10 protein-coding genes and 1 other RNA gene are annotated in these 13,350 nt (G+C 46.8%); 10 read left to right on the top strand and 1 reads right to left on the bottom strand.

What is annotated here, in order from left to right; genetic code table 11:
* Positions 1 to 8: 8 nt before the first annotated feature.
* The 8 genes from ACKX2L_RS02955 to smpB all read left to right on the top strand — a co-directional run bounded on the left by ACKX2L_RS02955 (position 9) and on the right by smpB (position 10,507).
* On the top strand, positions 9 to 1,271 hold the full coding sequence (locus ACKX2L_RS02955; RefSeq protein WP_497549991.1) for an SEL1-like repeat protein: 1,263 nt from the start codon (positions 9 to 11) through the stop codon (positions 1,269 to 1,271).
* 165 nt (positions 1,272 to 1,436) lie between these two features.
* The gene (locus tag ACKX2L_RS02950) at positions 1,437 to 2,306 is read left to right on the top strand and encodes a phosphoribosylaminoimidazolesuccinocarboxamide synthase (protein WP_497549992.1); all 870 of its coding nucleotides are present in this window, start codon (positions 1,437 to 1,439) and stop codon (positions 2,304 to 2,306) included.
* A 3-nt stretch (positions 2,307 to 2,309) separates the two neighbouring features.
* Positions 2,310 to 3,755: an amidophosphoribosyltransferase gene (gene purF, locus ACKX2L_RS02945; protein WP_497549993.1), complete on the top strand. Its 1,446-nt coding sequence runs from the start codon at positions 2,310 to 2,312 to the stop codon at positions 3,753 to 3,755.
* Positions 3,756 to 3,817: 62 nt separating this feature from the next.
* A complete protein-coding gene (purB, locus tag ACKX2L_RS02940; RefSeq protein WP_497549994.1) occupies positions 3,818 to 5,272 on the top strand; it encodes an adenylosuccinate lyase in 1,455 nt (484 codons plus the stop codon).
* Between the two features lie 194 nt (positions 5,273 to 5,466).
* Positions 5,467 to 6,822, top strand: a complete 1,356-nt coding sequence (gene gdhA / locus ACKX2L_RS02935; RefSeq protein ID WP_497549995.1) for an NADP-specific glutamate dehydrogenase — start codon at positions 5,467 to 5,469, stop codon at positions 6,820 to 6,822.
* Positions 6,823 to 6,982: 160 nt separating this feature from the next.
* Positions 6,983 to 7,219: a preprotein translocase subunit SecG gene (gene secG, locus ACKX2L_RS02930; protein WP_497549996.1), complete on the top strand. Its 237-nt coding sequence runs from the start codon at positions 6,983 to 6,985 to the stop codon at positions 7,217 to 7,219.
* A gap of 139 nt (positions 7,220 to 7,358) precedes the next feature.
* Entirely contained in the window at positions 7,359 to 9,950 is a 2,592-nt protein-coding gene (gene rnr, locus ACKX2L_RS02925) for a ribonuclease R (RefSeq protein ID WP_497549997.1), read from the top strand.
* 83 nt (positions 9,951 to 10,033) lie between these two features.
* Positions 10,034 to 10,507: an SsrA-binding protein SmpB gene (gene smpB / locus ACKX2L_RS02920; RefSeq protein ID WP_497549998.1), complete on the top strand. Its 474-nt coding sequence runs from the start codon at positions 10,034 to 10,036 to the stop codon at positions 10,505 to 10,507.
* Positions 10,508 to 10,572: 65 nt separating this feature from the next.
* Here the strand turns inward: smpB and ssrA are convergent.
* Positions 10,573 to 10,916: a transfer-messenger RNA gene (gene ssrA, locus ACKX2L_RS02915) on the bottom strand.
* Positions 10,917 to 11,100: 184 nt separating this feature from the next.
* Between ssrA and ACKX2L_RS02910 the strand changes: the two genes are divergently transcribed.
* Positions 11,101 to 11,784: a response regulator transcription factor gene (locus ACKX2L_RS02910; RefSeq protein WP_497549999.1), complete on the top strand. Its 684-nt coding sequence runs from the start codon at positions 11,101 to 11,103 to the stop codon at positions 11,782 to 11,784.
* Between the two features lie 37 nt (positions 11,785 to 11,821).
* Positions 11,822 to 13,336: a HAMP domain-containing sensor histidine kinase gene (locus ACKX2L_RS02905; protein WP_497550000.1), complete on the top strand. Its 1,515-nt coding sequence runs from the start codon at positions 11,822 to 11,824 to the stop codon at positions 13,334 to 13,336.
* Positions 13,337 to 13,350 lie beyond the last annotated feature (14 nt).

Genomic DNA, 13,350 nt, shown 5'->3' with positions numbered 1-13,350 from the left:
TGAAGACCATGAAAAAGAAGTTATTAGCAATTCTTTTATCCATTCTATCCGTAGGGATGCTTCTTACATCCTGCCAAACGGTAGATAAATTGAAACAGACGGCCAATAAGGCAAGCACCACAAAACTTCCCGATACTACGGTAAATTATTCGAAAGCAGAGTCCAAAGACCTCGAAGTCATGTCCTACGACGGGGACAGCAGGGCTTCGTTAACGCTTGGTCTGCGTTTTGACTATGGGATTCAGGGAGAAAATCAGAACTATCAGTCAGCTCTGAACTGGTACCAGAGATCCTCAGACCAGGGCAATTCCAATGCCATGGTGCATCTTGGCTATCTCTATCTCTTCGGGCTTGGAACGGATCAGAATTCAGACCGGGCCAAGCAGCTTTTTACTGCGGCTTCCAATGCCGGTAATATGGACGGCAGCGCTGCCCTGGGCCGTTATTATATCCTGCATCCGGAAGAGGAAAATGCCGTTTCTCTTGCACTTTCCAATATTGAAAAAGCCGCGGATGCGAAAAATCCGATGGGTATCTATCTCCTGGGCTATCTCTATGAGAAGGGCATCGGTGTCGAACAGAATCAGGATCAGGCGGCCAGTCTCTATGAGGAGCTTTTAGACACGGATCCGTCCGATGTGAATAAGGTTCGTCGTTTCCCTTATCAGGAAGCATATGTAAGGAGGGCGATCCTTTATCTCCAGGATATTTTAAAGAATTCCAAGGATTCACTTGAGGGCACGGAAGGCACGAATACGGCTTCGGCATCTGCAGAGAAGGATTCGGATTCCTCCAAGTCCTCCGATGACAATAAGAATGAAAGTAAAGCCAATTCGACGGAAGCCAAGAAGGCTCTGTCTCTTCTCCGTAAGGTGGCGGAAACCAAATATGCGCCTGCCCAGTATTATCTGGGATTGGTCTATGAAAAGGGCATCGGAACCGGGATCAGTTACAGCAATGCAATTACCTATTTTACCAAGGCTTCGGACCAGGATTATGCGCCGGCTCAGAATCGGCTGGGATACCTCTATTTCAATGGACTTGGTGTGGATGTCGATTATCTGAAATCTGCTTATTATCAGAAACTGGCAGCTGCCCAGGGTTATCCTCCGGCTCAGATCAATCTGGGTTATCTCTATGAAAACGGACTCGGAGTCGATAAGAATCTGAATGTTGCCAGAGAATATTATCAGATGGCAGCAAATAAGAATTATCAGGGGGCCAAAGAAGCAGTAGCCCGAATCGACCAGAAACTGGCTTCCAATTCTTGATTTTTCCTTTCTGTATTTATAGGATTAATAAGAACAACTTAATAGACAGCTGCTATTTAGAAGTACTATGATAAATATGTATTCATTTGAAACCTGACAGGGTTTTGCCCTGTATGGCTGTTACTTGTTTTTGTAACATTCTTTTAGGAAAAGGAGCAGTGAACCATGGAAGAATTTCGTCCCATCAAAGAAGGCAAGGTACGTGAGGTTTATGACATTAATGATGCATTGATCATGGTCGCAACAGACCGAATCTCTGCTTTTGACGTCATTCTGAAGAATATGGTGACTGACAAGGGAGCGATCCTGACTCAGATGTCTCGTTTCTGGTTTGATTTTACCAAGGATATCATTCCCAACCATATGATCAGCTGCGATACCAAGGATATGCCGGAATTCTTCCGGAAGCCGGAATTCGAGAGACGCAGCATGAAGGTCCGGAAATTGAATATGCTGCCGATCGAGTGTATCGTGCGCGGTTATATCACAGGATCCGGCTGGAAGAGCTATCAGGAAAATGGAACTGTTTGCGGCATCAAACTTCCGGAAGGCTTAAAGGAATCCGATAAACTGCCGGAACCCATTTATACTCCTTCAACCAAGGCGGAACTTGGTGAGCATGATGAGAATATTTCTTTTGAACAGAGCATTCTTCATCTGGAGAAATATTTCCCGGGACAGGGAGAAAAACTTGCTGAGGAACTTCGTGACAATACCATAGCTCTTTATAAGAAATGTGCAGATTATGCCTGGAGCCGTGGAATTATTATTGCTGATACCAAGTTTGAATTCGGTCTGGATGAGAAGGGACAGATGGTTCTCGGTGATGAGATGCTGACTCCGGACAGCTCCCGTTTCTGGCCAAAAGAAGGATATGAGCCGGGCCATGGCCAGCCTTCTTTCGATAAGCAGTTTGTCCGTGACTGGCTGAAGGCGAATCCGAACAGTGATTATCATCTTCCGGATGATGTCATTGATAAAACAATTGCCAAGTATAAAGAGGCTTATAAACTTCTGACTGGGAAGGATTTCTGATTTATGAGAGAAGTTGATAAGAGAGACTTCGTAAGTGATAGTGGGCTGGACGAAGAGTGCGGCGTTTTCGGTATCTATGATTTCGATGGGAATGATGTCGCATCGACCATCTACTATGGTCTCTTCGCACTTCAGCACCGGGGACAGGAGAGTGCAGGTATCGCAGTCTCTAATACCGAAGCGGAAGAAGCCAAAGTCTCTTCCAGAAAGGGTATGGGTCTTGTCAATGAGGTCTTTTCCAGGGAAGATTTGGAAAGGCTTCATGGAAATATCGGCGTCGGCCATACCCGCTATTCGACGGCAGGTGCATCCACGCCGGAGAATATTCAGCCCCTGGTTTTAAATTATGCCAAGGGAACACTTGCTATGGCTCATAACGGCAATCTGGTCAATGCCAATGAACTGAGAAATGAACTGTCACAGACCGGAGCCATTTTCCAGACCACGATCGATTCCGAGTCCATCGCTTATCTGATTGCAAGAGAACGTTTAAAGACACATAGTGTAGAAGAGGCGGTAAGCCTGGCATCTCGTAAGATCCGCGGCGCATATTCTCTTGTGATCATGAGTCCCAGAAAACTGATCGGTATGAGGGATCCTTACGGATTCAAGCCTCTAGTCATCGGAAAGCGGGACAATGCCTATATTTTCGCCTCAGAGACCTGTGCCCTGGATACGCTTGGTGCGGAATATATCCGGGATGTGGAACCCGGTGAGATCGTCACCATTACCAAAGAGGGTATGATTTCCGATCGATCCAACCAGATCCCAAGGGAGAAACAGGCCCACTGCATCTTTGAATATATCTATTTTGCCCGCCTGGACAGTGTGATCGACGGTATTTCCGTCAATGCTGCAAGACTCTATGCCGGCTCTTGTCTGGCAAAGGATCATCCGGTGGATGCGGACCTCGTCGTTGGTGTTCCGGAATCCGGAAATGCGGCTGCCATGGGATATTCCAGAGAATCCGGAATTCCTTACGGGATCGCCTTCCAGAAGAATTCCTATGTGGGCCGGACCTTCATTAAACCGGGTCAGTCCAGCCGGGAATCTTCGGTTCAGGTCAAATTAAATGCGATCAGTGATGTGGTTCGGGGAAAACGGATCATTATGATCGATGATTCCATTGTCCGTGGTACGACATCCGGCCGGATCGTAAAAATGCTCCGGGATGCCGGCGCGACGGAAGTACATGTTCGTATTTCTTCTCCGCCTTTCCTCTGGCCCTGTTATTTCGGGATCGATGTTCCGGCCAGAAAGCAGCTCATCGCCTATCACCATTCGGTCGATGAGATCTGCAAGCTGATCGGTGCAGACAGCCTGGGCTATCTGGCGGTCAATCGCCTGCCGGAAATGGTGAAAGGCCTGCCGATCTGCAATGGCTGTTTTACCGGAAAATATCCCATGGAGCCTCCCACAGAAGACATACGGGGTGAGTTTGAGGAATGATTTGACTCTGACATCAATCAGTAAGATTTTCGTGTCAAACTACGGAAGAGAAAGGAAAAGGAATGAATACAGATCAGTATATCAGCCCGCTTTCAGAGCGCTATGCTTCGAAGGAAATGCAGTACATTTTTTCAGAAGATAAGAAATTCAAGACCTGGCGGAAACTCTGGATCGTTCTTGCAGAGACAGAGATGGAGCTTGGTTTAAAGGCTTCTGATGGCAGTCCCAGGATCACACAGGAGATGATCGATGAAATGAAGGCCCATCAGGATGATATCAATTATGATGTCGCCAGAGCCAGAGAGAAGGTCGTCCGCCACGATGTCATGAGTCATGTCTATGCTTACGGTCAGCAGTGCAAAAAGGCTGCCGGAATCATTCATCTGGGTGCAACTTCCTGCTATGTCGGCGACAATACCGATATGGTCATCATGAAGGAAGCCCTGGAGCTGGTCCGAAAGAAACTGATCAATGTCATAAATGAACTGGCCAAGTTCGCAGATAAGTATAAGGATCTTCCGACCCTGGCTTTTACTCACTTCCAGCCGGCTCAGCCGACGACCGTCGGTAAGCGGGCAACCCTCTGGATCAACGAATTCATGCTGGATCTCGAAGATCTGGAATATGTCCTGTCCACTCTGAAACTCTTAGGCTCCAAAGGAACGACCGGTACTCAGGCATCTTTCCTCGAACTCTTCCAGGGAGACCAGGAGACGGTAGACAAGATCGATCCCATGATTGCTAAGAAGATGGGCTTTACTGCCTGTGTCCCGGTCAGCGGTCAGACCTATTCCCGGAAAAATGATACCCGTGTCTTAAATGTCCTGGCCGGTATTGCAGCATCTGCTACCAAGATGACCAATGACATCCGTATGCTCCAGCATATGAAGGAAGTCGAGGAGCCTTTCGAAAAGACACAGATCGGTTCTTCCGCTATGGCTTATAAACGTAACCCCATGCGTTCGGAACGGATTGCATCCCTTTCTCGTTATATCATCGTAGATGCACTCAATCCGGCGATCACTTCTGCGACCCAGTGGTTTGAACGGACTCTGGATGACTCGGCAAATAAACGTCTTTCCGTTGCCGAGGGCTTCCTTGCAACAGATGGCGTTCTGGATCTCTGCCTGAATGTCGTCGACGGTCTGGTTGTTTATCCGAAGGTGATCCGTAAGCATCTTATGGCGGAGCTTCCTTTCATGGCAACAGAAAATATCATGATGGATGCTGTCAAGGCCGGAAAAGACCGTCAGGTCATGCATGAAAAGATCCGTGAGCTTTCCATGCAGGCAGGAAATCATGTCAAAGCCGAGGGCAAAGACAATGATCTTCTGGATCTGATCGCAGAAGATCCGGCATTCGGCCTTTCCAGAGAGGATCTGGAGAAGACGATGGATCCTTCCCGTTATGTCGGCCGTGCCCCTCGTCAGGTGACGGTTTATCTGAGAGATGTGGTGAATCCTGTTTTAGAGAAGAATAAAGATCTTTTGGGCGTCAAAGCAGAGATCAATGTCTGATTCGTTTTTTATAGAACTGCAGCTTTTTCAGGGCTTGGAAATTTTATAAAATTTCCGGCTGATTTTTGTAAAAGTTGCAGTTCTTTCTATTGCAAGGGAATTTCAGCAAGCGTATATTTATTATAAATACAATGAATTAAAAAACATTGTATTCAGGCAAACAAGCAGTATATGAGAAAGGAATGAGGAAAAAGATGAAATTCAAAAGTGCTTATCTGCAGAAGGTTTATGATGGACTGGAAGCAAGAAATCCGGAACAGAAAGAGTTTCTGGAGGCTGTCGGAGAAGTATTGGAATCTCTTGAGCCGGTGGTAGAAAAGAATCCAAAGCTCGAGGAAGAAGGTGTCATCGAGCGTCTGGTAGAGCCGGAGCGTGTGATCCTTTTCCGTGTTCCATGGGTAGATGACAAGGGAAATGTTCAGGTAAACCGCGGCTACAGAGTACAGTTCAACTCTGCTATCGGACCCTACAAGGGTGGTTTACGTTTCCATCCGTCTGTAAACCTCTCCATCTTAAAGTTCCTGGGATTTGAGCAGATCTTCAAGAACAGCCTGACCGGACTTCCGATCGGAGGCGGCAAGGGTGGTTCTGATTTCGATCCTAAGGGCAAGAGTGATCGTGAAGTCATGAAATTCTGCCAGAGCTTTATGACAGAACTTTCCAAGCATATCGGAGCAGATACCGATGTTCCTGCCGGTGATATCGGAGTCGGCGGACGTGAGATCGGTTATCTTTATGGCCAGTACAAGAGATTGAGAAATGAGTTTACCGGTGTCCTTACCGGTAAGGGACTGACTTATGGCGGATCCCTGGCTCGTACCGAAGCAACCGGTTATGGTCTCTGCTATTATACGGAAGAAGCATTGAAGACACTGAAGAATGATTCCTTTAAGGGGAAGACCGTTGTTATTTCCGGTGCCGGAAATGTTGCAATCTATGCTTGCCAGAAGGCTACAGAGCTTGGCGGTAAGGTCGTTACCATGTCCGATTCCAACGGCTATGTCTATGATCCGAACGGAATCAAGCTGGATCTGGTAAAGCAGATCAAGGAAGTTGAGCGCGGACGGATCAAGGAATATGTCGCTCGTGCCAATGATGGTGCAGAATATCATGAAGGATGCTCCGGTGTCTGGTCTGTAAAGGGCGACATCTATCTGCCTTGTGCAACCCAGAATGAGATCGATGAAGCATCTGCCGAGAAGATCGTAGCTAACGGTGCGATCGCTGTATGTGAGGGTGCGAATATGCCTTCTACTCCGGAGGCAATTGCAGTTTATAAGAAGGCCGGTATCCTCTATGGACCTGCTAAGGCTGCCAATGCCGGTGGTGTAGCAACCAGCGCATTGGAGATGAGCCAGAATTCCGAGCGTCTCAGCTGGACCTTCGAAGAAGTGGATGCAAAGCTTCATCAGATCATGATCAACATCGTTCATAATTCCATCGATGCAGCAAATAAGTATGGCTTTGATGGTGATCTGCAGATCGGTGCTAACATTGCCGGATTTGAGAAGGTAGCAGAAGCTATGCTTGCTCAGGGTATTGCATATTAATCTGGTTTTAAGAATTTCTGAAAAGCCGGTTGTGGGCATGATCCCATGACCGGCTTTTTATTTCAGCACTTTTTATCTCAGCACTTGCGTAATTATTCTCCTTTTGCTATAATTTCAATGTTGTGTATCTGACATAACAGATTCGGAGGAAGAGTTTAAAATGCTTAAGAATGTGGTTACCATTTTATTTATTATTGTCAGTGTCATTATTACAGTGATCATTCTCATGCAGCAGGGAAAAGACGCAGGTCTTGGTTCCTTAAGCGGTCAGGTATCGGATACCTACTGGGCTAAGCACAAGGGTCGTTCTAAGGAGGGTATCCTGGGCCGGCTCACCGCTGTCCTTGTTGTTTTGTTTTTCTTCTTTGCAGCGGTTCTGAATATCGGAAGCTTCTAAGAGAAATAATCATGTTGGGGGTCGCTGGTAAACAGTGGCCCTCTTTTTTATACTTCATAACGGTCATTGCAATGAGAAACCACGTGTGATCGATCATAAATGAGTGGAAATAGATAAAAATGTTCTGGAAAGGAAGTCTATGAGCTGGAAAGAATATCGTTTGGATGATGATTTTATTCCTAAGCGTAAGAAATCAAAAGGGAAGAAGGACTCAGATAAAAAGGGTTCGGATAAAAAGAGTTCGGATAAGAAGGGTTCAGATAAGAAGGGCTCAGATAAAAAGGGGTCAGGCAAGAAGGGCTCGGACAAGAGGAATCCGGAAAAGCAGGACTCGAATAAGAGGAATTCGGAAAAGAAGGGTTCGGATAAAAAGGGTTCAGATCAGAAGACTTTAAATAAAAAGTCTTCTGAAAAAAAGATTTCAGGTCGGAGAAATGGGAAGAAGTCTGATAAGAAATTTGATCAGAATTCTGATCAGAAGTTGAAGAATCGGGAAACTTTTCCTATTTCGGATGAAAAGAAATCGAAAATTCTGGCTCTTCTGATGGATCCCAATTATCGCCCCATGAAAACCAAAGAAATTGCCATCCTTCTTGGGATTCCAAAGGCACAGAGATCTATGCTTCAGGAGATCCTCGATAGTCTTGTAGCTTCCGGCAGTGCGAACGTTTCAAAGAAGGGGAAGTATCGCTTTTCTGATCAATTGAAGGCGAAGGAAGCCCGGATATCTGATTCGGACGATCGGACATCTGATTCGGACGATGTCAAGCTGTCGGTTTTTCCTGAGGGTACGGATCCGAAATCCCTGGTCGGTCAGACGGTTACCGGTACTTTCACCGTTCATCCCAAGGGTTTTGGCTTTCTGACCATCGAAGGCTTTCCGGAGGACCTCTATGTCTCCCGGGAAAATCGGTTTGGAGCCATGCATAAGGACATTGTAGAAGCAATGATCCTCCCCTTACCGGCAGAAGGCCGTCGTCAGGAGGCGAGAATTCTGTCCGTTCGATCCCATGGAATCGAACGCCTGGTTGGTACTTTCGAACAGTCTAAGCATTTCGGCTTTGTCATTCCGGACGATAAGCATTTTGATGAGGATATTTTCATTCCCGAGGGTCGGACCTTACATGCTGTGACCGGTCATAAGGTGGTCTGCACCCTGACATCTTTTGGCAGCCGGGGCAAGAAGCCGGAAGGAATTGTGACAGAGATCCTGGGCCATCGTTCGGATCCCGGGACCGACGTTCTCTCCATTGTCCGCGCTATGGGCATCGATGAAGAATTTCCGGAAGAAGTCCTTCGAAATGCAGACCGCGTTTCTGATCCGGTTAGTGCCGAGGATACCGTCGGCCGTATGGATCTGAGGAACACGCTGATGGTGACGATCGACGGAGATGATTCCAAAGATCTGGATGATGCTGTTTCTCTACAGAAGGATGGAGATCATTATCTCCTGGGAGTCCATATTGCAGATGTATCTCAATACGTCAGGGAAGGAAGCGAGCTGGACAAGGAAGCCTTGAAGCGTGGCACCAGCATTTATCTCGCAGATCGTGTGATTCCCATGCTGCCGCACACCTTATCGAACGGAATCTGTTCTCTGAATCATGACGAAGATCGTCTGGCTCTTTCCTGCCTGATGACGATCGATACGGAAGGCCGGGTCGTTGACCATCTGATCACGGAAACGGTTGTCAATATCAACTATCGGATGACCTACCATAATGTGAAGCTTATTACAGTCGATCAGGATCCAAAAGCTCGAAGCCAATATCAGGAAATAACCCCCATGCTGGATGAGATGTTGAAACTTTCTCGGATTCTTCGAAAGAGACGCCATAAAGATGGAAGCATCGATTTCAATTTTCCGGAATATGAGGCCGTTCTCGATGAAAAAGGAAGACCCCTTGATTTTGTCCCCGAGGAACATTCTGAGGCAAATGAACTGATCGAAGAATTCATGGTGCTTGCCAACGAAACTGTGGCAGAAGAGTACTGTCGGGCAGAGCTCCCCTTCCTCTATCGGATCCATGGTGAGCCGGATAGGGATCAGATCAAGGATCTGTCCCTGTTTGTAGAGAATTTCGGTCTGACACTTCATAGATCGAATGATGGGATCCGGCCCAAGGATATCCAGCAGCTGATCGAAAAATCGGAAGAAAAGCCGGAAGGCGAGCTGATCCGCATGCTTACTTTGCGGGCCATGCAGCAAGCCAAATATTCCCCGGAATGCAGTGGCCATTTCGGCCTGGCAGCCAAATATTATTGCCATTTTACATCGCCGATCCGTCGTTATCCGGACCTTCAGATTCACAGGATCATCAAGGAGAATCTGCATCACAAACTGGATGAGAAGAGGATCCGTCATTACCGTAAGATCCTGACTTCGGTCGCTGAGGAAAGCAGCAGCCTGGAACGTCGGGCAGACGAAGCAGAGCGGGAAGTCATGAAACTAAAAAAAGCAGAATATATGCAGGACCATCTTGGCGATGTCTATGATGGTATTATCTCCGGGATCACCGCCTGGGGCATCTATGTGCAGTTGCCAAATTCCATTGAGGGCTTGGTCCATGTTTCTACCATGATGGATGATTTCTATCACTTTGATGAAAAGAACTATTGCCTGGTTGGGGAACGCTATCGCCGTGTTTTCCGCATGAGCCAGCCGGTTCAGATCCAGGTTGCAGCTGCAGATACGGAGTCGAGGCTGATTGACTTCACTTTAGTGGACTGAGACAGTTTTCATGTAGAAAAAAAGCTTGCCATAGCAAGACTTGAATGTGTAATATAGCGATTTAGTTGGAGTTAAAAGATAACATGGCAGACAAGAAAAAAGCACAGAATTTAATCGCGAATAATCCAAAGGCCCGCCATGACTACTTCCTTGACGAGTATATTGAATGCGGGATCGAACTGGTTGGAACGGAGGTCAAGTCCTTACGAGCCAGAAAATGTTCCATCAAGGAGGCCTGGGTCAGGATTCAGAATGGAGAGGTCTATATTTATCAAATGCATATCTCTCCTTATGAGAAGGGGAATATCTTTAACCGTGACCCGCTTCGGCCGCGGAAACTGCTTCTGCATAAGAGTGAGATCTTAAAATTGACACAGAAAATCAAGGAAAAGGGCTATACCCTGGTGCCGGTCGAGATCTATTTCAAGGGCAGCCGAGTGAAAGTGGAAATTGCCCTGGCACGAGGCAAGAAACTCTATGATAAGCGGCGGGACATCGCAGCCAAGGATCAGAAGAGAGAAGCAGAGAGGGATTTCAAGGTAAGAAATCTGAAATAGAGTAGACAGGGACAAAAAGTCATAAGATAAGATATGAAAAAACCGGGCTCAATGAGCCCGGTTTTTAGTGGACTAGACGAGAGTCGAACTCGTGTCCAAAAACCCATCCCCTGTTCTTCTACGAGCGTAGATCGATTCTTTTACATTCCCTCTGCCGTACGAGAATGATCACTCTTACGGTTTCAGTAGAGTCATGATACGTACCAACCCGCAACTCTTAGGGAAGGCCGTTTCCTGCATGTTTGAAGCCTGTATCTGTCCGTGCAGGTGCAGTCAGGCAGACTCGCTGCACTTAGGCAGCGTATGCTAAATTATTATCTTCAGCGTTTAAATTTAATTTGGGATTTACGCATCACCCTGCGGCTCGCTTCACCAGCTTCAGGATCCCTGTCGAAACCTTTACTAGCCCGTTCCATATATTCTATACGCCGATTTCCTTTCCGTCAAGAGGGAAATCTGCGATCGGATTATGTTGAACTCCTTCATATTACGAAAAGCAATTTGGTAAAATCTTTCCGCAACTGCTATAATGAGGACTGGATCAAAAGCAAGATCCAAAGACTTTTCATCTGGTCGTTCTACAGGAGTATGTTATGGAAGAGGGTAAGATCTTAATTGTTGATGATGAACCAAGGATCAGAAAGCTGGTAAGAGACTTTCTGACTCGCGAGGGATATGAAGTTTTAGAAGCAGGAGACGGGGCAGAGGCCCTGCATGTTTTCAATACGCAGCATGATTTGAATCTTATCATTTTGGATGTCATGATGCCAAAGATGAACGGCTATGAGGTCTTAAAGAAGATCCGTGAGACTTCTAAGATTCCGATTATCATGCTGACAGCCAAGACTTCGGAAGAGGATGAACTCCAGGGCTTTAACCTGGGCGTTGATGAATACATTGGAAAGCCCTTCAGCCCGAAGATCCTGGTTGCCCGGGTGAATGCTGTCATTCGAAGAGGCCAGACGGATAATGCCGGAGGAAACGGCGAGGTCCTGGAAGCCGGCGGCATCCGCGTTGATATCGGAGCTCATACGGCAAGTGTCGATGGAAAAGAGATCGTGCTTTCGGTCAAGGAATTCGAGCTTCTGACTTACTTTATCCAAAACAAGGGGATCGCCTTGTCCAGAGATACCATCCTGAATAATGTCTGGAATTATGACTACTTCGGAGATGCACGTACCATTGATACGCATGTCAAGAAGCTTCGCGCCAAACTCGGAGACAAGGGTGATCTGATCAAGACCATCTGGGGTATGGGATACAAATTTGAAGCCTGAGCATCCAAAAAAGAAACGAGGCAAGCTGAACAAAAACATGAGAAGTGAAAAGCATGAAGAAAAGAAGATCCAGGGGACCAGAAAGATTTTCTGGCAGATCTTCCTCAGCATTATTCTGATCATTGCACTGACGGTCGGTCTCTGTGTTTTGATGAATACTTTTTTCCTCGGGATCTCCTATCAGCAGGATAAGATCCGGAACATGATCTCTTCCTATAACACCTTACGGGAAGCCTCAGATCAGCATGTCTTATACAAAAATTCCTATCGGGTTACATTTGAAAATATCTGCTCGGACAACAGCCTCTCCATCATTGTGACGGAGCCGGATAATAGTATCCGACTTTCCTCCGAGGAGGAGAAGATCAGTTACGGTATGCAGAATCAGCTGATCGGAATGATCCTGGATCTGTCCAAGGCGGATAATAAGCTGATCCGTGAAAATAGCGATTATAAGATCGTTCGTCATTTTGATACCCGTGTCAATGGTGACTTTCTGGTTCTCTATGGAAGTCTGCCGGACGGCAACACCATTCTGATCCGGACCGCCCTGGAAAGCATCCGCCAGAGCGTAGAAGTTTCCAATCGATTCCTTATGATCGCGGCTCTTCTTTCTGTTCTGATTGCAGGTTTCCTTGCCAGTGTTCTGGCCAATCACCTGACAAAGCCTATCCGGGAGCTCTCCAGGATCTCCAGGAAAATGATCCATCTGGACTTCGATGCCCGTTACAAAACAAGAAAACATCCCAATGAGATCGATGAGCTGGGGTCAAATATAAACCAGCTCTCACAGAGCCTTGAGAAGGCAATCGGTGAGCTGAAGCAGGCGAATGCAGACCTCCAGCACGATCTGGAGATCCGAAATCAGTCAGAGCAGATGAGAAAAGACTTCCTTTCCAATGTTTCTCATGAATTGAAGACACCGATCTCACTGATCCAAGGCTATGCCGAAGGGCTGGAAGAGGGCATCTCGGACAGTCCGGAAGATCGAAAGTTCTATTGTGATGTTATTGTGGACGAAGCCAAGAAGATGAATCGCATGGTTCAAGAGCTTCTTGCCTTAAACCAGTTGGAATACGGATCGGAAAATGTCTCCATGGAGCGTTTTGATCTCGTTCCGGTTATTAAAGCGCTTCTTTCCAACCTTCGTATTGTGATCGAACAGAACGGGATCACGGTAGATTATGACGCGAAGCCCTGTCCAATCTGGGCAGATGAATTCTTTGCGGAGCAGGCCATCAATAATTTTTTGACCAATGCGATTCATTATGCAAAAAATGAGAAGATCATCCGGATCTGGACCGATAAGGCCGAAGAAAAGCCAGGCATCCGCCTGAATGTATTTAATAGCGGAGATCCCATCCCGGAAGAGAGTCTTTCCCATCTTTGGGAAAAATTCTACAAGGTGGACAGGGCCAGAACCAGAGAATATGGCGGCAGTGGGATAGGCTTGTCTCTCGTCAAGGCCGTTGCGGACAATCTGGACCGGAAATGCGGTGTCTACAATCGGCCGGACGGCGTCGTTTTCTGGATCGAATTTGATAATGCCTAATGATAATGCCTAAG

Origin of the sequence: Porcibacter vitabionis (assembly GCF_046263795.1) — a bacterium.
Taxonomy (GTDB): domain Bacteria; phylum Bacillota; class Clostridia; order Lachnospirales; family Lachnospiraceae; genus Lachnocurva.
The sequence above is the reverse complement of the archived record's forward strand: the minus strand, read 5'-3'. Positions and strand labels throughout refer to the sequence as shown.